General features: G+C 52.7%; 13 protein-coding genes and 1 pseudogene. 1 reads left to right on the top strand and 13 read right to left on the bottom strand.

The window, feature by feature from the left end; all coding sequences use genetic code 11:
• Window positions 1-11: 11 nt before the first annotated feature.
• From KJW29_RS35765 to KJW29_RS35710, 12 genes are all read right to left on the bottom strand, one after another.
• Window positions 12-1553 (bottom strand): extracellular solute-binding protein, encoded by a 1542-nt coding sequence (locus tag KJW29_RS35765; RefSeq protein WP_214628253.1) that lies wholly within the window; start codon window positions 1551-1553, stop codon window positions 12-14.
• A 45-nt stretch (window positions 1554-1598) separates the two neighbouring features.
• Window positions 1599-2468, bottom strand: coding sequence for a carbohydrate ABC transporter permease (locus KJW29_RS35760; protein ID WP_108995979.1), 870 nt, complete (start codon window positions 2466-2468; stop codon window positions 1599-1601).
• Window positions 2468-3346 (bottom strand): ABC transporter permease, encoded by an 879-nt coding sequence (locus KJW29_RS35755; protein WP_246608942.1) that lies wholly within the window; start codon window positions 3344-3346, stop codon window positions 2468-2470. Before KJW29_RS35755 ends, KJW29_RS35760 begins: the two co-directional genes overlap by 1 nt.
• A gap of 427 nt (window positions 3347-3773) precedes the next feature.
• Entirely contained in the window at window positions 3774-6164 is a 2391-nt protein-coding gene (locus KJW29_RS35750; RefSeq protein ID WP_214628251.1) for a helix-turn-helix domain-containing protein, read from the bottom strand.
• A gap of 41 nt (window positions 6165-6205) precedes the next feature.
• Window positions 6206-10639: an S-layer homology domain-containing protein gene (locus KJW29_RS35745; protein WP_214628250.1), complete on the bottom strand. Its 4434-nt coding sequence runs from the start codon at window positions 10637-10639 to the stop codon at window positions 6206-6208.
• Window positions 10640-10645: 6 nt separating this feature from the next.
• A complete protein-coding gene (locus KJW29_RS35740; protein WP_214628249.1) occupies window positions 10646-11569 on the bottom strand; it encodes a glycoside hydrolase family protein in 924 nt (307 codons plus the stop codon).
• Between the two features lie 89 nt (window positions 11570-11658).
• A complete protein-coding gene (locus KJW29_RS35735; protein WP_214628248.1) occupies window positions 11659-13251 on the bottom strand; it encodes an extracellular solute-binding protein in 1593 nt (530 codons plus the stop codon).
• 62 nt (window positions 13252-13313) lie between these two features.
• Window positions 13314-14192 (bottom strand): carbohydrate ABC transporter permease, encoded by an 879-nt coding sequence (locus KJW29_RS35730; protein ID WP_214628247.1) that lies wholly within the window; start codon window positions 14190-14192, stop codon window positions 13314-13316.
• On the bottom strand, window positions 14186-15169 hold the full coding sequence (locus KJW29_RS35725) for an ABC transporter permease (protein WP_246608512.1): 984 nt from the start codon (window positions 15167-15169) through the stop codon (window positions 14186-14188). The genes KJW29_RS35730 and KJW29_RS35725 overlap by 7 nt, the downstream gene beginning before the upstream one ends.
• A 774-nt stretch (window positions 15170-15943) precedes the next feature.
• On the bottom strand, window positions 15944-16309 hold the full coding sequence (locus KJW29_RS35720; RefSeq protein WP_214628246.1) for a hypothetical protein: 366 nt from the start codon (window positions 16307-16309) through the stop codon (window positions 15944-15946).
• A gap of 283 nt (window positions 16310-16592) precedes the next feature.
• Entirely contained in the window at window positions 16593-17807 is a 1215-nt protein-coding gene (locus KJW29_RS35715; RefSeq protein ID WP_214628245.1) for an MFS transporter, read from the bottom strand.
• Between the two features lie 71 nt (window positions 17808-17878).
• Window positions 17879-18478 carry a TetR/AcrR family transcriptional regulator gene (locus KJW29_RS35710; RefSeq protein WP_108995982.1) on the bottom strand — a complete coding sequence of 200 codons (600 nt, stop codon included), beginning with the start codon at window positions 18476-18478 and terminating at the stop codon, window positions 17879-17881.
• Between the two features lie 236 nt (window positions 18479-18714).
• On the opposite strand from KJW29_RS35710, the pseudogene catA reads away from it, so the two are divergent.
• Window positions 18715-19366 (top strand): annotated as a pseudogene (gene catA, locus KJW29_RS35705) (type A chloramphenicol O-acetyltransferase); the annotation flags it as partial.
• Window positions 19367-19458: 92 nt separating this feature from the next.
• Here the strand turns inward: catA and KJW29_RS35700 are convergent.
• Entirely contained in the window at window positions 19459-21339 is a 1881-nt protein-coding gene (locus KJW29_RS35700) for a glycoside hydrolase family 15 protein (protein WP_214628243.1), read from the bottom strand.
• Window positions 21340-21342: the final 3 nt, after the last annotated feature.

The raw sequence follows: 21342 nt of genomic DNA, 5'->3' as shown, positions 1-21342 counted from the left end.
CGCTTATGATTTTACCCGGTCAGCTTCGCGTACCATTCCCGTACGCGCTCCGTAACCTTGTCGCCGCCAGCCTTGTTCCAGCGTTCGACGAACTCGTCGAACTTATCGATCGGCCATTCCCCGATCACGATCTTGGTCAGATACTCCTGGAACAGCTTGTGCGACTGAATATCCGGATAACCCTCGTATACGGTGTTCGGCAATCCGTCTCCGGCAATGCGGCGCGCGTCGGCCTTGCTCACCTCGAAGACGTCCGTCACCATCTGCTGCATATCCTCCGGGATCGTTTCCTTTATTCGCGTCGCCATATCCTCTTCCGTCGTCAGGTTGCGCATGCCAAGCGCGATCGGGCGGCTGTCCTCCGGCGGCAGAAGCGTCTTCTTGCCGTCGACGACCTCATGCTGCATCCCTTCGATGCCGAAACGAACAAACTCGTCGTTGTTATTGTCATAGAAGAAGTCCAGCAGCTTGAGCGCATCGGGAGCCTTCGCTTCGGCTCCGGCGGGAATGACCCACTCCGGCTCTCCCATGCTCTTCATCGTGACGAAACCATCGTAGCCTTCGACTTCCGGCATCGGCATACCCTTGACATACGCATCGGGCGCACCTTGCAGCATCGCCGTGTAGCGGTCTCTCAGGTTGGCGGGCAAGTGATACCAGCTGCCGACCAGGTTATTGTTGATTTTGGCCGTCCATACATCGCCTTTGTTCAGGAACGTCTCGTTGTCCAGCAGCTTCTCTTCGTACAATTCGCGAATAAAAGTAATGGCGGCCTTCATGTTGTCGGAAACGCCAGCGTAGCCGATCTCCCCTTCGTAGATGTCCCATTCGGGCACGCCTTCCCACATGGCAACGCCGAACATGCCGAACAGGTGGTCCATCCACTTGCCGAACTCCCGGCCGGAGGTCGGCAATTCATCTGCCTTGCCATTGCCGTTCGGATCATTATCGCGGAAGGCTCGCAGCACATCCTTATATTCATCCAGCGTGGTTGGCATCGACAGCCCCACCTTATCCAGCCAATCCTGACGGATCATCGGCGCGCGCTCGGGGACGAGAAACACTTTGGGCACGTAGTAGATATGTCCGTCCGGCGATGCCGAACGTACGACGTCCCAGGCTTCCTGCGGAATGTTCTTCCATACGTTAGGCGCATATTCGGGCAATAGCTCCTCCAGCGGCAGCGCGCCGCCCTGCTTGATCAACGTCTGCTCGATGCCTCCGATCGGACGCAGAATGTCGGGCAACTCGTCGGACGCGATCATCAGATTCAAGTATTCGGTCGGCTCGGAGCCCGGCGGAGTCGTCATCATCTCGTAGATGACGCCCGTCTTTTCCTGTACGTACTTCACATGCTCGTTGTTCGCGTCCGGGATCGTCCCGACTCCCATATGACTTTTAAACACCTTAACCGTAACCGCCTTTTCCCCATCGCCGTTTGTTCCCGCGTTCTTCGGCGCATTGCCGGCATTCGAACAGCCAGCCACTAGCGATACGGCGAGCACGGCCGCCATAGCCGCCGTTTTCGTCGACTTTCCAAACCTTCTGTTCATCTTTGTCATACCTCCCTTTTTTGGTGAAAAACAAAAATTCAGCTCTTATTCCTTCAATGAACCTAACATGGCGCCTTTGACGAAATACTTCTGCAAATACGGGTAGACCAATACGATCGGAATCGTTGCGAACAGAATGGTAGCCGCTTTAAGCGTCGTCGTGTTGAAATCGTAGTCTCCCAAAAACATATTGACGGCGGCAAGCTCCTCCGGCGAAGTCAGATAAGCTCTGAGCTTCATCTGAAGCGGCCACTTCTCGGGATCCCTTATGAACAATACGGCCCGCGAGAACGTATTCCAGTAGCCTACCGCATAAAACAAGCTTACCGTAGCCAGCACGGGCTTTGACAGAGGCAGATAGATTCGGAATAAGATGCCCGCGTCGCTGCACCCGTCAATTCGGGCCGAATCGTCCAGCTCCTTGGGGAGCCCCATAAAAAAAGTGCGAATAATGATCATGTTGAACGTCCCGATAATGCCCGGCAAGATGAGCGCCCACAAGGAATTCATCATGCCGAGCTCGCGCACGGTCAAAAAGAACGGAATCATCGGCGCGTTGAAGATCATCGTAATGATAATGCCCAGCATAATCGGCCTTTTCAGCAGAAAATCCTTATGCGCCAGCGGATAAGCCGTCAGCACGGAGAATAACATGCTAAGTACGGTGCCCACGATCGTAATATACACGGTGATGCCGAAGGACTTCCATAACCCCGCGTTCTGCAGGACATGCTTCCAGGACGCCGTCGTAAATTCGACCGGCAGCAGAAATACTTGCTTGGAATCCGCAGCGATCGGAGAGCTGAAGGAAACCGCCAGCAGCTGCAATAGCGGCATGAGCATGGTGGCCGCAGCGGCAAACAGAAATAAGTAGTTGAACAACTGAAATGTTTTGTCGCCTCTGGTTAGCTTCATCACCACAACCCCTGTTCCGTTTTTCGAGCCATCCGATTAAAGATCCATAACAAAATAAAGCCGATGATCGACTGGAATAAACCGATCGTGGTCGTTACGCTATATTGGCCTTGCAAGACCCCGGCCCGGTATACGTACGTTTCGATGATATCCCCGACCGAATACGTCATCGGCGTAAGCAAATTGTAGATTTGATCGAAGCCAAGCTCAAGAAAATTGCCGATATTGAGCAGGAATAAGACCAGGATCGTCGGGAACATGGTTGGCAATGTAATGTGTATCGTCTGCTTCCAGCGATTCGCGCCGTCCATAACGGCCGCCTCATATAGATTCGGATTGATCCCCGCGATTGCAGCCAAATACACGATCGTTCCCCAACCGACATCCTTCCAGATGGCGGATAGAACGACGATGGAACGGAAGTATTTCTGCTCCTGCATGAATAGAATGGGCTCAAGGCCGAGCCATTCCCTTAGCGCGTTAATGACGCCTTGGCTCGACAGAAGCTCGAACACGATGCCGCCGACAACGACCCACGACAGAAAGTGGGGCAAATAAAACAGGCTTTGCACGAACCTTTTGGCCATCATCAGCCTCACTTCGTTGAACAACAAGGCGAGAATGATAGGCGCCGGGAAGCCGAAGAGCAGCTGGTAGAGCGCGATGACCGCCGTATTGCGGAGCACGGTGTAGAAGTCCTGATACGAGAAGATATACTTAAAGTTCTTAAGTCCGACCCACTCGCTGCCCCCGATGCCCTTAAAGATTTGAAAGTCCTGAAACGCGATGACGCTTCCCGCAAGCGGCACATACTTGAACACGACGTAATACAAGATGCCCGGCAGGATCATCAGATACAGAATCCAGTGCTTCCTCATATTACCGATAATTCGGTTCTTCGGTGCTGCATGCTTCCCTGCATGACGAGGGGTTGCGTCTGAGGAGCCTGACTGCGAGGGACCAACCCATTCTGCCATATTTGCGACCCTCCTTTGCTTAAGTACCGCTATCGTACCCCCGCTGACAGCGATTCCACAATCGATGGTTTCTCTAGCGCATGAACAATTCCTCGCGCCGCGCCAATACTGGGAAATTGCTATATGGGACAAGGCTTCCTGTCGCATTGGTTAGTCGTTTGGAGGATGGGTATATCACTTGAACAACGGCGAGGAACCAAACTCGAAAGCTGCGTTCCGGTAAAAACGCACATGCTGGGCGTACTGCAAAAACCTCCTCGAATGGAATCATTCGGAGGAGGTTCGCAGTAACGCTTCCGTATTTTTTCATATCATTCAGATCCGCGCCTTAATCGCCCGGCGATCTCCGAAGCAACTGCTCCCGATATTCGCCCGGCGTTTGACCCGTATCCATCTTAAATGCCTTGGCAAATGACTGCACCGTAAGATATCCCACCATATGGGCGATGTCCTGGATCTTGTGTCGGGGATCGCCGAGCAGCTGCCTGGCCCGCGAGATCCGTTTCTCGCTGATCGTGTCCTTGATGGTAACGCCCGTCTCCTCCTTGTAGATCTTGCGCAGATGCGACATGCTGATGGCAAACAAATCGCTTAACCGCTCGATCGACAAGTCGCCGTCGAGATGATCGTCGATATAAGCCGTCACGTCCAAGGCCAGCTCCTTGTTCTTCATGCTGCGCTTCTGCTCCAGCTGGCCCAGGATCAAGTCGTAGAGCGACTGGATGTAGCTGACCATGCTCTGCATCGTGTCCGACTCCAGCAGGTCCGTATAACGAAATTGCTGGATGATCGGCTGGAATCCGAGATTGGCGTCAATCTCATAGATACATCGGAGCGAGGACGAGAACAGCTGCAGAAAATATTGCCGGACGACCTCGATTTGACCGGAATGATGCTCCAGCATATACGCTTCGAACTCCAGCAAACTTTGGGCGACGCCTTCGCGATTGCCCGTCTTGAAGTGCGTCAGCAGCTGCTTCTCGATCTTGAGCGGGTACAGGGCAATGCTCGGCTCCGACTTGGCGCCGTTGTAGAAGATCACGTTGTTGTATCCGTAGACCAGCTTCTGGCTGATCGCGGACTCCGCCTCCAGGTAACATTCGCCCAGCTCCTCCAGCCCTTCGTGCAGCGCGCTCACGCCGAACGTCGCCGTCATGCTGGATGCGGTCTGCAACAGCTCGTGAAGATGCCGAATCCAGCGATGCAGCTGGGATAACATAGACTCCGAGTCATCGTCCGGAGACTGGAGCCCAAGCACCAGCAGCAGCTCATTCGATTCGTGCTCCAGCAGATAACCTTGATACCGCTGCTTCGCGAACGCTTCCTCGCGAATGAGCTCGGACATTCGCAGTACCAGCTCGTTGCGAACGGACTCCTCCTGGCCGAGCTTCGCGAACCCGTCCAACGAGATCATGATCATTGCATAATACCCTTCCTCGCGGAGCGGAACCTCGTAATAACGGAGCCGCTCCAGCGTCTGCAGGTCGGCGGGCTCTTCCCCGCGCGCAAGCCTGTGCAGAAATTGTTCCTTGCGATGGGTCTCGTAATCCTTAAGCAGCAGCGTCAAATCCCGGTTATGGTCGATCAGCCGGTTCACCCTCGTCTCGAGCTGCGTCATCTCCTTGCCCTTCTCCGAGCCCGAACCTCCCGCATGGACCCTGCGGGTCAAGGATAACAGCCGGTCCACCGGATTAAAGATGCGTTTGGAGAGCAGGAAGGAGCCGGCGAGGCTCAGCAGCAGCGCGATGGCGACGATCGTGATCGTCGCCCTGCTCCACAACTGCACGCTCTCCGTAATGGACGACTTGGGCATGGAGTAGATGTACATCCAGCCGCTAGGCTCGGACGAGATATAGCTGACCAGAGAGTCGATTCCGTTTATCTTGGCGAACCGGTTGCCCGACTGCCCCGTCAGCATGGAGAAATCGAAGTCCTCCGAATCCCCGGATGACAGCGACTCTTCCGACGACTTACGGGACAGCACATGCCCTTCCCGGTCGGTAATGATCAAGAAGGCGTCACGGTTCGTATTGAGCGAATCCATGATGTTGACCAAATAGTCGCTTCGAATATTGATGACGACGTAAGCATAGGGCATACCCGCGTGAATGATAGGGAGCGTCTTTACGATGGTGATCACATTCTCGTTCCCCATCGAAGAGATCTCCTGCAGCGAGCGGGTACGGACAAGCGACTCGTCAATCTTCTCGCCGGCCAGCGCCCCGGCAAACGCCTTGTCGCTAAAGGCCGTTAAAGGAACGGCCCCCTGTATGGACGATAAAACGAATTGCTCCCGCGGATAATGAATGTAGACGGAATGAATATAATCGGTGGCCAGCACGACGCCTTCGAGTCTCTCTTGAATCCGCCGCTGCATAAGGATATCCGAGCTTTCGTAATACTCCATAAAGTTCATAAAGGAGGAGTCCAGAAACACCGCTTCCATCGCTTTGTCGACCTCGGACAAAACAATCTCCTGGCCGTTTTTGAGCAGCTGCAGCGTATTGCTGCTGGATTGGACGGCGTCCCGCCATAAAATATTGGACGACGAGTAGTACAAGGCCGCTCCCGTAATGAAGGAGATAAGCAGAGACAGGGCGAGGAAATAATAGAAGTATTCGAATAGACTGCTTTGCATGAAGCCCCATTTTTTTCTCGCGTTCATCCCTTCGCCTCCACTTTGCCGCCTCGTCGGATTGGCCTTGTCTTGTTCGTTCATTATACTTGTTCGCTCCTTCGATTAGAAGGCGGCTCTTTTCGTTACCGGAGCTGATAAGCACGCCAGATCATCTGTGCCGCCTCTCCCCGCGCAGCCCATCTCTGAGGCCTTGCGGTTCCATCCCCATAGCCGCCAATGAGGCCAAGCGATGTCGCTGTTTCCATGGCTGGTCTGGCCCACGCCGAGATGGCGTCCCGATCCGCGAAAGACACGTCTTCGCCGACTGCTTCCTGATCCAAACCAGCTCGCTCCAGCCCTCTTACGAGCATCGCCGCCATCTCCTCGCGGGTTATGAGCTCATTCGGAGCGAAGCGGCCGTCCCCTCTTCCGTTTACGATGCCGGCTTGCTTGGCGGCGGCAACCGCCGCAGCGTAATAAGCCGCCGCTGGAACGTCATCGAAGCCGGTGCTGCCATTCGCCGACGACTCTTCCTCAGGCTTCATCCATCCCAGGGCACGCATCCACAACGTGATGAACTCGGCTCTCGTTACCTGACGGTCCGGAGCGAACCGGTCGTCGCTAACTCCAGTCGCCACATGTGCGGCCGACAGCCCTCTGAGCGCCGGATACAGCCAGTGCTGCGGCGGCACATCCGCGTAGCTTTTCTCGTAGGCAAGCAACGAGTAGGCGCTAAAGTGGTCCAGACGCGCTTCGATCGTCTCTTGCTCGCGATTTAGATAACTGCGCACATAACGGGGAATGTCGGTCTCCTTATCCCAATAATAGATGCCGAGCAGCTCCGGCTCAGCCTGATCCCCGTAGGCAAACGTCACGGTTACCGGCTCGACGAAGGCAGCCGGAGCGATTCTGTTCCCGCCGGAATCGATCGCGTACATCGTCAACTCCACGGGTTTCCCGGCTGCAGTCAACCGGCCGCCCCTTAGCTCGCGCGCTTCCGCCAATTCCGACGTTTGTCGGTCCGTGTAATCCTCCAAAGCTTCGATGCCGATGACAAGACGGGTATTGACGCTCCCGTCATCGCCGTGCATAAACTTCTTCAACGTAGCTGCCGGAATCGAAAGTAAAAGTCCTTCCGCCTCGATCTGCAGCACCTTACCGCTAAGCGTATCGAACAACCCGGCGCCGAGTTCCGCAAAAGCGGCGTTCGCCGCAAGACGGAGCTTCCAGCCATCGCCTTGATCGACGGGCTTCAAATCCGCAGCCGTTGCCTTCATGACAGACGACGTTTCTCCGCCGACCGCCGCTTCTCCAGAGCCGCCGGTGCCTCCATTATTTCCATGATTGCCGGCAATGACGGTCACGCCGGACTTCGCCGCCACCAATCTACCGTTCACGTCGAATCCTTTGACCGTAAGCGCATGGGTGCCGGGCTGCAGCGCGGCGGCAGCCTGGATGCCAAGGCCGTTCAGCGTATGCGGCACCTGCGTTCCGTTGACCAGCACCTGGAGCGTATCCAGCTCCACCGGGATCTCTCCTTGCGCCACTTCGGCCGTAATGGCGACGTTGCCCGCAACGACCGTCCCGTTGTGGGCGGGGCTCAAATTGTCGATGCGGCTGTAAAGGCCGGAATCCTGCTGCGTGTACACGCCGACATTTCGGATTTTATAGCCAACTTGCATGGCCGTCCGGGAATTGATCCCGATGCTGAATCTCCGAATCTGGTCGGGATCCAGGTGGAAGTTGTCGTCTGGCAAGCCGAATGCTCCGAAGTCCGACCAAGGCATCTTGACCGACTGCCATCCCCCCGTCGGAGCGGCGCCCCCGGAATTCAAATAACCCGCCCCGTTGCTCTCGTACATAAAGCTGCGAATCGTGACGCCTTCGACGGCCTCCGGGAAGTAGATCTCGAACGTCAGTCCTTCCGTTCCCGCGAAATTCGTGGCGCTGTCCAGCGTAAAGTTGGGATACGACCACTTGTCCCCGCTGCCGAAAGCGAAGTCGAATTGCACTTCTCCCTGCCCGGGAGACGTTGCCTCACTAGTGGAGCCCGAAGAAATATTCGTCTCCCAACGCGCGGGATCGTCGTAATTCGGAACCAGCAAGCTTGGCGTTAACGGGAGATCCTCATTGGAGGCGATCTGCGTGACCGACTTGGACGTTTCTTCGCCTCCAAATATTCCCTGGAATACGACCGGAAACTTCACGTCCGCTGCAACCGCGGCGCTGCCCGTTAATTCGAAAGACACCGTCTCCTTGCCGTAAGGCGCGATCGTAACACTCTCCGTCGGGCTGGCAAACGACCAACCGCCATAGGTTGTGCCTTTTATGTCGCCCGTCATCGGCTCGTCATTAAAATTGTAGACGTCGACTTGCACCAATGTCGTCTCCGTCTTGTCGAGCAGATACCCTTTCGCTTTGGCTTTGGCGGCCGTTGCCTCGGGATACTTCTGCACCAGCACCACCCGGTCCGCCGCAGACAGCGGCGGAGCAAACGGCGCGGGCTCCGCATGGGCCGGCTCCGTCAAGCCCGGAAACGTCCCCGCCACCCGGACATATTGCACGTCGGCTCCGGCGGTCAGCGCATAACTTCCGCCCGTTGCCGCCAGCACGCTTTCGCGTCCCATAATGTCCGTCAGCAGCGCATCCCCGGCTATGGCGGGAAGCGTCAACGGCGTGTCGTTCTCGCTCCAGATCGCCGCAACGCTGTCCTCTCCGTCGCGGAACACGTAGCTCGCGACTCCCGCGGGCAGGCTGCCGAGCTGCCCCAGGTAGACTGCTTCGCCCAGCGCATGAGTCATGGCGGCTTGAGCGTTGACGGCCGCGTAAGGCGTAACGCGGGAGGAAAAGCTTCCCCACGACATGCCGTTCTCCAGATAATAAGGGAACACGAACCAGAAATGTTTGTCCACGCCCATCGCCACGGATTCGATCGTGGAGGTGGCCAGATAACGCGCCTGGGTTCTAAGCTGCTCTTGCGTCAACGTCTGCGTGCTGTCCTGGAACTTCAACATGATGCCCGCTTCCGTAACGTAGATCGGCTTGCCGTCGACGCCGTAGTCGTGAAGGAATTCCATATTGGCGGCGAAGGTCGGCGGCGTCTCCATCAGCTTCGTCGTTTCGTTGTCGTTGCGATGACCGTGATAATTGTAAATGTCGATGTAGTCCGTAATGTTGTTTTGCATAAGGAGCTCCACATAGCCCCCTGGCGGATAAGCAATGCCCGCAAGCGCGACTTGCGTGCCCGTACCCGCATCTCTGGCCGCAATCGTAGTCGCCTTTAAGAAGGCCGCGTATTGATCGGCCGTCTCGCTGTCCGCCGTGTACTGGATGTCCGGCTCGTTCCAGAATTCCCAGTCCGCTTGCGCTCCGTAATGAAGGGCGGATGTCTTGGCCAAATCATACGCGTCCATCAGGTTCCTTGGCAGATTCTTTCCCGTATCCTTGGCCCATGGCGGCGCGATATGGTTCAACTGCAGCACGCGTATGCCTTCGTCGCCGTACGCATCGTTGTAAGGGTCGTATTTGGCGAAATCATACGTGCCGGGCGCGCTGCTGACGGAATTCCAGTGCATCCGCTCCCGCACGTAATCCACGCCGGTCAGCCGGACCGCCCTCGCATAGCCGGGCGCATCCGCCGCCGGGAACAAGGAGCCTCCGGCCACGTCGATCGCGAACGGATGCGTAATGCCGGACCTGCGCTCGGCGCTGTTCATGACGATGGAGAAATATTCGCTGACCTCGCGGCCGTCCCCGTCCGCCTCCGCATACACCGTATAGTGTCCGCGCCCAAGCTGCGGCAAGGTCAATGTGTAGCTCGGCACGTTGTCCTGCAGCGTCAGTTCATCCTGTACGACCGTATTCCCCTCGTAATCCTCTATTCGATACGAGACGGAATGCCCGCTGCTCGCCGAATCCGTAAAGGCAATCGTGAGCCGAACCTCGTCCTGCTCCTCGAACAAATTGTTCTGCGCGTTGCTGCGTATGGAAGTAAGTCCCCACGGCAGCTTGGTCAGCTCCAGCATGTCGAGGAAAAAGTAAATGCGTCCGTCCAGGCTTCTCCCCTGCGTCACCCGGAAGGAAATCGTATTGCTTCCTTCTTCCAGCGTGACGGGAGTCAAGCTGTAACGGTGGAACAGGTTCGTCGGCGATTGAAGCTCGCCAATCTTCGTCGCGATCGACGAATTCACGTCCATATACTCCCCGTCGTTAATCCGGATCTGGTACGGTGAAACGTGGCCGGCCGCAATCGGCGAAGCGACAATCGTCAGACCGTAAGTGCCCGGCACCGGGGCAGTTACCTCGAATTCCGCGATATAACCTGCCTCGGGAAGCGGCGCTCCCGCCGCGCTCTTAAAGAACAGGAAGTCGTTGCCGCTAAGCTCCGTGCTGCTCCCCCTCAGCGCGTCCCGCTCCCCCTTCGCGACGGGCGTCTGATTTGCCATGCCGTAGTTTTCGCCTTCGATACGCATAACGCTCGTCTCCTGCTCCGGCTGTACATCCTCGCTCGCATAGGCTGGAAACGCTTGCAAAACCAATGTCAAAACAAGGAACCACATGATCGACATCCGTTTCATCCTGATCTACTCCTCCTCTATGTTTATGCATACCGGCTTGGACTTCCCCGGCCATTCCCAAACAGTCAAATCCTTGCTCCAGGCCGCTCCGATCGAAGCATGCGTATCGAACAACACGCTTTCGTCCTTGGGGCCGCTCCCATGGTAAAACATAACAAATGCCTCGATCCCCGCAACATGGCGCAGGTCGATGACAAAGCCGGCCGTAATCCGGCCCTTGGCCCACTCCCAGTCCTTCTGGCCAAGCGTGATGAGCTCACCGTCATCCCGCCACTCCGTCAGATCGGAGGAGCGCATGACGCCAATGCCGTTCTCCGGGGAATGGAACATCACGTATTCGCCGTCATGCCGGATGATGCAGACGTTTTCTCCCGCTTCCCTGCTGCCGCCGTATATCCTATCGCGGAAATTGTACGTACGGGAGTAGCTGACGCCGTTCTGTTTGTAGAAGCAATACCACTCGCCCGGCTTGTCTGCATGTTCCACCAAATAAGGGTCTATCATTCTGCCCATCTCGCGAACGCCCGTATCCCCGCCTTTGACCAGAAGGAGCTCGGGCGCCGACCAATGGCGCAGATCGTCGCTCTCCATCATCCAGAGCCGGCAATCCGCATTGCCGTATTTCTCCCCGTTTGGCCTGGGATACGTCTGAAGGCACATATGCCACTTGTTGTTATGGAAGACGATATTGCCGGGGCTCGAATAATTTAACCCCTGATGTCTCGGCGTCAAAATAAGCGGCTTGCTCCAATGCCGCAAATCTCCGCTTTCGCTCATGGCCGTGTACAGATAAACCTGGCCGTCCGCTTCCGTCTCCACCAGCGTGTAGTATAGGAACCATGTCCCCGCGTGATAGACGGCGCAAGGATCGCGATAGGCTCTCCTGTCGTTGCCTCTTAGCAAAAGGGGAGATGGCAAATCGTCGAACATAAACGTGCCACCTTTCTTGTTCGCAGGCATGGCAGAACGCCGGGGACCGTCATCGGTCCCCGCTTCCATATCTGCTTTTTACGACTTAGTTAAATGCCCGATACTGCCTGCGTTCCCTTAAGCTCGTTGTACTTCTTAATGGAGGCATCGAATACGGTCTGGCCGCCTTTTTTCTTCCAGCTCTCTACATAACTATCCCACTTGTCCAGCGACTCTACCCCTGTAATGAACTTAATGATCATTTCCTCTTCGAACTTGGCCACGTCGGCGCCGTACATCTTGTATTCGTCGGTCAGCGGAATGCCATAGAAAATATCCGCATACAGGTTATAGCCGGCAGCCGCATTGATAAAGCGGTTGTTTTCGATCTGCACGGGATCCTCGCTCGCATTGTTCACCTTATCCACCAAATCCACCCGGGATACGATCTGGCTCAGCGGATCCAGCCACTTCTCGTCATACGCCTTCTGGCCTTCCGCTGTTCTCGGAGACGTTGCGGACGTGTAGTGCGTGTCCTTAATCCCGAACCTTGCCAATTCCCAACCTTCTTCGGTTGCCAAATAATCGAGGAACTTGATCGCTTCCTCCGGATTTTTTGACTTGGCGGAGATGGCTACCGATGCGCCGATGTTGCCAAAGGAGAACATGCCGCTCTTGCCTTCCGGCCCCGTCAAAGCCGGGAGAATCGGCTCCCACTTCGCTTCCGGCACGATCTCGTTCATCTTGAGCTGCATGACGAGCTGTTGAGGCGCTATAGACCACCAAGCGTTAAAGTAACCAATCTTGCCTTGCGCAGCCTTCTGCTGCGCCTGATCCGCCTTGATCGTAAAGATCTCCGGATCGATGACCTTGGCATCCCATAGCCGCTTGATGTAAGTGATCGCTTCCTTGTATTCCGGCGAAACCGCCACCGGGACGATCGTGCTGCCGTCTTCCTTCAGATAGCTCGGCATTGGCGTGCTGCCGCCGATAAAGCCCGGCGCAATGCCGTAGGCGCCGAAGATCGGCATAAACGATTCGCTGTACGTGTTCGTCACGCCAAGACCATACGTGTCGTTGTTTCCGTTTTTGTCCGGATCGTCAAAGGTGAACGCCTTGAGCATGGCCTCGAACTCGTCGAGGTTCGTCGGCATGCTCAGTCCCAGCGTCTCGAGCCAGTCCTGGCGTACGACCGGCACTTCTTTGCCTGCCGTGTTCTCGTACGGGATGACGAATTGTTTGCCTTTGTACTTCGTCAGCTCCCACAGCTCTTCCGGAATCGCCTTCTTTAGATTTGGACCGTATTCGTCGATATAGTCGGTCAGATCGAGGAACAGCCCCTGATCCGCAAAGTTCTGGTAATCGAACGCGCTGAGACGGCTAATGTCCGGAATGTCTCCCGAAGCGGCCAGTACGTTGTATTTGCTGGTAAAATCGTTATTGGGATGCATCGAGACGTTGAGCTTGACGTTCGTTCGAGCCTCCAGCTCCTTGGTGCCCGGGTTATCGGCCTTCCAGACCCTGCCGAGATCCGGCTGAATAATAGAGATGGCGGTTGGTTCTTTCTTTGTTCCTCCATCCTCCGGTTTGCTCGTGCTCGTCTCGGCGGGCTCGTTGCCGCCTCCGCTGCATCCTGCGATCAGCGCGACGGTCAGCAAGGACGCGCCGGCTGCCTTGAAGCGGGATTTGGTCATCGATTTCATTGTGATCTCCCTTTCTTGTTTATGTTATCTATTATAAGCCAAGCGGCTTACAACCATGGGTACTAACCTTTCACCGAGCCGACCATGACGCCTTGCACGAAGTAACGCTGCAAGAACGGATACACCATGACGATCGGCAACGTCGACATCATAATCGTAGCGGCGCGAACGGTCTCCACCGGAGGCGGCAAGCTGTCGCCGTCCAACTGGTCGATGGCGAAGGTATACATTTTGCGCAGAATCAGTTGAAGCGTGGACAAGTCAGGGTCGTTGATATAGATTACGACGTTGATATATTCATTCCAGTGGCCTACGCCGTAGAACAGCGCAAGCGTGGCGAAGATCGGCATCGACAGCGGCAAAATAATGCGAACCAGTATGCCCAGCTCGGAACAGCCATCGATACGTGCCGATTCGCGAAGCTCCGCGGGAATCCCCTGGAAGAAGTTGCGCATCAGGATCAGCAGCCAAGCGCTGATCGCAGAAGGGAGCATAAGCGCCCACACCGTGTCGACAAGCTGAAGAGAACGCACGACCAGATAAGTCGGGATGAGTCCGCCGCTAAACAGCATGGCGATCAGCACCATCGTCATCATCGCGTTGCGGCCGGGCAGATCCCGGTTGGATAATACGTAAGCTCCAAGAGCCGTCATAATCAGGTTGATGATGGTCCCCACCACGGTGATAAAGATCGTAACGCCGTAAGCGTTAAGCAAGCCCGAATATTGAAGCACGTAACGATAGCTGTCCAAGTGGATAGACTTCGGGAACAGCAGCACGCCGCCGCTCTCCACGATATCCTTCATATTGGCGAACGACACGAACAGCACGTTTACGAACGGGAACAACGTCGATATGCTGAACAATACAAGCACGAACCAGATAACGTAATCGACAATGCTGCTTTTGCCCAAATGAGGGCTTGATGTCGGCTTTACCATATGCCGCCCTCCTCATCCATTTTCTTCGCCAGGAAATTCGCCAGCAGCACCAGCGCAACCGCAATGACGGATCGGAACAAACCAACGGCGGTCGCATAGCTGAAGTTATTCGTATTTAGCAAGCCGACGCGATAAATATAGTAATCCAGAACTTCTGCGATCGAAGATACCTGAGGATTGATCATGACCAGAATTTGCTCGAAGCTGACGCTGAGCAATCCGCCAAGACTCAGAATAAACATGATGCTGATGACGCTGCGAATGCCCGGGAGCGTAATATGCCACAGCCTCTGCCAGCGATTTGCTCCGTCGATCGAAGCCGCTTCGTACAAGTTGGGATCCACGCGGGTCAGCGCGGCCAGGAAGATGATTGCGCTCCAGCCCATTTCCTTCCACATGGCGCTTCCGACGAACATCGTTCGGAAGTATTCCGTCGAAGACAGGAATGGAATACTCTCGCCCGACCAGGATTTCATCAGCGTGTTGATGAAGCCGCTCTCCGAGAAGAAGTTGTACATAAGCCCGTATACCACGACCCAGGAGACGAAATGCGGCAAATAGGAAACCGTCTGAAACACGCGCCGCCACTTGACGAACCTCATCTCATGCAGAAGCACCGCGAACAGGATCGGCGCGGGGAATCCGAACAGGATCCGGTAGAAGGCGAGCACCAGCGTATTGCTGAACACGATCCAGAAGTCCCCATTGTCGATAAATCGTTTAAAGTGGGCCAGCCCGACCCAAGGGCTGCCGTATATGCCGTCCAGGAAGTTGTAGTTTTTAAACGCGATAACGACCCCGGCCATCGGCGCGTAATGGAAGATGGCGTAGTAAGCGACGACGGGGATAAACAGCAGATACAGCGCTCCGTACCGCTTTATGACATCGCGGAAGCGCTTTCCTTTTGGACGCAGCTTCCTATTGGAATCGCCAGCGTCTGAATACTTGAGCGAGTCCGGGCTTGCCAGTGATTTCAATGTCGTTCCTCTCCTTTATGTCTGGTATTGTCTGATATGTCCGAAAGCGATTTCAGCTGCCGCCTTCGCTTTGCCCCTGTATAATCCCATGGACATCCGGCTTCGCGCCAGCATTGAAAGCGCTTTTTCGTGTTTTTTCCGCCGAATCAGCGGAATGGATAACGATAAGCAGTTTGGTTGATTGCAGATATAAGAGCGCGAATCGAGGCTAACTAGTGTTGCTGAGTCGCTGTCCGGCTCCCCCAGGTAAAGCCTCCCGCAACTCGTCTCCCGACATTCTCCCACTCGCATCCCGCGAACCCGGCTCGCCACTCGTCTCCCGCTAACTTACTTTCCGCTCTCACACTCCCACCTACCGCCTTCCACTCCCTCCTAACGGACATACTCGCCTCTATTCGCATCCAAATGGCCGTCCGCCCCATCATTTTGGACAAATAGTGTTTTCTATGTCCGTTACAATTAGGATGTGTCTTAATTCGGGCGAATAAAGTCTCTGAGGTCCGTTACAGGTACGGTTTCGGTTAGGGCTACGTTTGCGGTTAGGGCTACGGTTACAGTTGCGGTTGCGGCTGTCCGTCGGTTTTCGTCTCCGCATGCTGCTATATGTTCCGTTTCCCAAGCCGTCCATCGTCCCCTCCAACTAAAAAAGCTCTTGATCGTTCAGCAATGCTGAACGATCAAGAACCCATAGAAAGCGATAGCGTATCGTGGTTAACGCTCATCGGCGATTCGCGACGCCTTATGTACATTGCCATGTCGCGTTTTTAGCGGAATTTACTTAACGGAAAGGTCGTCCATCGCCTGAACCGCGAGTTCCAGCGCCTTTAATCTCCTTGCCAGCAGCGTCTTCTGCGGACTGCCCGCCTTAGACTTTGCGTAGCTGTTTTCGACAGACGGGGTTAGACCGACGAGCGCTTCGCGAGCTTCATTCAATTCATTGGTGGTGTAAGAATGAGGTTTTTGATGCCAGAGGCTTTCAAGCACAGCGAGACCGAGGCTGACTGCGCGGAGTCGCTTTTGGACCAAGGTCGTATTCGCCCCGCTTTGCGTCATCTGGGACAAGGCGCTCTCGAGTTTTCTTATCGTTGATTGCAACGATTTTATGGACTCCGACTTCTCTTCGTTCGTAACGCTTTCCATGCCGGCACGATCCTCCTTCATTATTTAAAGATAGCTCCCCTTAACGCATCTATAACAATTGTACAACATTGGCGCAAGTGCTAATGTTTGCCCTTTTGATCCATTAACAATACTGTATCATTTGAAAAAAGCTTATAATACGAGCTTTAAGGTTTCTCTATAATGCGAGTCGGGAAATTGAACATGAGTTGGCGCTACATGAGGATAAAACTACAAAAGGGCAGGGGACATGTCTTCATCGACATGTCCCACTGCCCTTCGTCCTCTTCAGCAAACAGCTGCCCTACGAAACCGATTTAACCTTTTGCAATCCGCGCTTTCTCGCGCTCAGCGTCATTCCGAAACAGACCAACAGGATCAAGCAAGCCATTGCGTACGGAAAGTTGATGTCCAGATCGAACAAAAATCCCGCCACGATAGGTCCGACAATGTTGCCGAGACTCGTAAAGGCCGAATTAAGACCGGCCACGTATCCTTGCTGATCCTTGGCCACCATGGACATCTGCGTGCTGATGGCCGGACGCAAAATATCGATTGCCAAAAAGATAATAAACGTCACGGCAAATATCATCCAGAAGCGGTGAACGAACAGCGTCAAGAAAATAAAGATTCCGGCGAAGAGCAGGCAAACCGAGATGACGTTTTGTTCGCCGAATCTTTTGAGAATCCAGCCGAAAGCCGTTACCTGCACGACGGCGCCGGCGATGGAGCCGAACGTAATAATAAACGCGATGTCGCTCGGCTCGAAACCAAATTTATGGTCCACGAACAAACCGAACACCGTCTCGAAATTGGCCAATCCAAAGGACATAACAAATACGATAATCAAGCTCAAAAAGTATGGTTCACGGTAGGAATACCTTAGCTGAGTCAGCAGACTTCCATGCGCCTTGTCGACGGACGGAACGCCAGATTCGTCTTCGGCTGCCCCGGCAGGCACCGATTCCTGCAAAACGAAAAAGGTGAGAATCGCCGCTATAATTCCGGCCACCCCCGCTGAATAGAAAGGAACGCGAATACCAAACTCCGCAATATAACCACCTATACCTGGGCCAATAATAAATCCGGTCGTAATCGCCGCGTTTATATACCCCATCCCCGTCGCGCGTTCTTCCTTGGTCGTAATGTCAGCCGCATATGCAATGACGGCCGGCATGATCATGGCGGCGCTAATTCCCCCAAGCAGCCTGGAAACAAACAGCAGGACGGGAGAATGCGCCAATCCGAACAACACCTCCGACAATGCAAAAACTACCATGCCAATAACGATCATGCGTTTCCTGCCGAATTTATCGGCAAATCGTCCGGCCAGCGGCGAGAAGAGCAGCTGGGTCAGCGAAAAGGCGGCCACGAGAAGACCGACGATTCCGCCGGTAATGCCCAAGCTCTCCATAAATTTAGGCATAATCGGTATGACGAGACCGATACCCGTGAAAGCTAGAAATAGATTAAGCATAAGGATGAGCATAGCTCCCCGTTTTTTGACCAGTAATGCCATCGCAGTTTCCTCCAGTTGTCATCTTGCTAATATTACTGAATATTTATTCTAAATTAATTCAAAAAAAGAGCCTAGCGCGGCCGCTTGGCAATGCCATGCAAAAATACGTCCATAGCCAGCCGGTATGCCGCCAGCGCTTCCTCATGTCCCATCTTTCGGGTATGCTGATTTAATCCGTACATGAGAATATCCAAAATCGTGGCGATCCCCGTTACGTCAGCCATCTCCAGCTCGCCGTTGTCGATTCCCTGCTGAAGCAACTGCCGGTTAAATTCAATATAACCTCCAACCATGTCATTAATGCGCTCCTCGATCACCGGATCATTATCCGCGTTGAAAAAAAATTCATCGACCGCTTTGCTAAGCGGATGGTTTAAATGATCAAGAGCCGAATGCTCAGCTATCCCATACAACTTATCGATCGTGGACGCATACATCGATTCCCGAGCAAGCCAATTGTCTTCCCACTCCCTGTTCCAATCATCCAGCAAATGAAAGAAGAGACCTTCCTTGCTCTTAAAATGATAATAAATATTGCCCGCGCTGCATCCGGTCGCTTTTACGATATCCTCTATCGACGTGGCCTTAAAGCCCTTTTGCGCGAATAACGCTTTAGACGCATCGGCGATCCTTTTCTTGGTCTGCTCGGTTTGCTGCTTTTTCTTATTCATAGGCGAACCGCCTTTCCCCCATTGACAAATAACACTGAAAATATATTCAGTATTATAACGAAACCGCATGCATTTGCCAAGTGTTTTGTTTTAATGGTCAGCAGTGGATTGTTTTTAAAAGTGTTTTATATGATACAATAATAATCGACTCTTTAAAAAGGATTGATTCTAATGAAGAAAGCAGACGAGTTGGCCTCTTAAATCCGCTTTAGACAAAAATTTAGGAGGCCAATCAAATGAAGTTTAATAAAATTGATTTAAACAATTGGAAGAGAAAAGAGATATTTAATCATTATTTGAACCAACATACGACTTTTAGCATTACCACGGAAATTGATATTAGTGTCCTATACCAAAATTTAAAACAAAAAGAATATAAATTTTATCCTGCATTTATTTTTTTAGTGACAAGTGTGATAAACTCAAATACGGCTTTTAGGACTGGTTATAATCGTGAGGGAGATTTAGGTTTTTGGGATAAGTTAGACCCGCTATATACGATTTTTGATCGTGCATCTGAAACATTTTCTGGTATTTGGACTACTGGAACTAATGACTTTAAAAATTTTTATGACTCTTACCTTGAGGATGTCGGAATTTATAATGGTTCCGGCAAATTGTTCCCCAAGACACCTATACCTGAAAACATTTTTTCTATTTCTATTATCCCATGGACTTCGTTTACTGGATTTAACCTAAATATTAATAATAACAGCAAGTATCTTCTGCCCATTATTACTGCGGGGAAATTCATAAATAAAGGTAATTCAATATATTTACCTCTATCTCTTCAAGTCCATCACTCTGTTTGTGATGGTTATCATGCCGGATTATTTATGAACTCTGTTCAAGATTTGGCAGATAGGCCCGATGGTTGGCTTTTATAATAGTAAACAAAGGGGCTGCCCAGAAAGTGGGCAGCCCCTTGTTTTATTAAATGATAAAAAAAGCACATAAAAATCGTCTTTCAAGTCTGCTTCTTAATTATTCATTGCATAATGGATAGCCGATTCGAGGTTCATCCCACCTTCCCAAGGCCGATAACGAGTACCCTGCGGCGTCTCATTGATGTAATATTCCGTCCACGCCCCTACAGAGTCGCGGATTGATAGTATCTTTTCGAAGATCTCATTCGACAAAGGATGCTGCAGAACCGTCAATCCATAAAGGAATAATCCATAATCGTAGCCTAGCGTAATTGTGCTATTGGGTTTGGAAGGCAAGCTTCCGTCTCTTTCATATTGGATAATAATGTCGTCCAAAATCCTGGCCAGCTCCTCCCTAGAAAATAAAGTGCTGCCCATATACAAATGCATTAGACTTACGGATTGCAAGTAATAAATCGTATCCTTTTTCTCTTCGAGAACAGCACTGCCTGACATGCAGGAAGCACAGACGTAACGGTTATTTCCATCATTCTCAGTCCAGCCAAAGTAAGAACAACTCTCGCACACGCCATGTCTGAATCTTGGAAGCTGCAAGCCCTTCTTGCGGTTCGGGTTGTTTGTCATAATTTTATTGTCATTCCAAAAGTTAATTCGGTAGCTTTTCATCGTTTTATGCCATATCTTATGCTGTTCCTTCCATTTCACATGTTCCCAAATCTGATTTTGCTTCAGCCACTCCAGAAAAACCTCTCCCGCAATAATAAAGAGCATTGTCGCTTCCGCCGATCCATCATAGATGATATCTCGTGGCAGGATCCCACAAGCAATGTATGTTTCATCCCCATTAAACGGAAGCATATCGCAGGCAAGATGATCGGTTTGAACGGTCCAAGCCCATTCCAGCATTGGGCAGATTTCTTTGATCAGAGCTTCATCATTCGTTTGTTTAAGATAATCGAAAGCTTGAATAATCAGGTAACCCGTGATTTCTACATCATCGTTTTCATGGACATGGAATAATCCATCATTTCCAATTCCTTGGGCATTTTTCAGGAAACCGGATTTACGCCAGGTGTGCCAGTAGAAACGCAGAACTTCTTTTGCTTCATCATAATGCCCGAGCTTTAAAAGACATCGGAACGCGCCGTATTGGTCCCTAATGTAACCGAGATGGTAATTATGGCCGGCCAATATCCCACCTTCGCTCCCCTGTTGAGTTTTCACGAGAACTGAATAATCATCTATCGCCTCCATGAGGGATTGTAAAGGAACATCTCTCCGAAGCTTGCTCTCTAAGCTAATCCTCCCCGAACTGTACTTTTTCCAATAATCCCTGCTGCTGGACAGTCTCGTATTATAATCACTGCTTAAAACCTCTTCTGCAGTCAGCACGCATTCCGGATAAGAGCGGCCTCCCGCGAGATACATCAGGCTTTCGCCAGGCCCGCACCACCATTCTCGAATATTTCCTTCCCTGCTTCCATGATGATTAAGACTGCCAGTACCGATCACCTGAAGAACACTGTCGTTCGTCGTCGGATATCGTCCGTAAATAAAACGGCCGGCTTTGGCAACGGCCAATAGGCCGACAGTACTGCTAAATGAAGCATACCGATGTCCATTATCCAAAAGCTTAACATCCTCATCCACGACAAGCTTGAACTTCAAAGATTGCTTCAAAACAATTTTTCTAATCAAGCAGGGATAATGCCAATCAACAAAATCAGTTATTTCTCCAATGTTTTCTTGATTCCTGTAAATCCGATGTGTCCAGATCGCTGTTCCCGTCTCTCTATAGGAATGCGTCTCAACATTCTCAGACTCGTTGATGACGAGTTTGAGAAATGAGGGCGAGCTGTAAGGAGGTCCAAACACTTGATTGATATTCGGTCCTTGTTCATATACGGCTAATCTTCCATTCCCTAAGGCGTGCAAAGTTCCATCATCTACTGCGTGGCTGCTCCATTTCCTCATTGG

The sequence above is a fragment of the Paenibacillus agaridevorans genome (genome assembly GCF_018604145.1).
GTDB lineage: Bacteria > Bacillota > Bacilli > Paenibacillales > Paenibacillaceae > Pristimantibacillus > Pristimantibacillus agaridevorans.
Note: the sequence above shows the minus strand (reverse complement) of the source record. Positions and strands in the feature narration are given on the sequence as shown.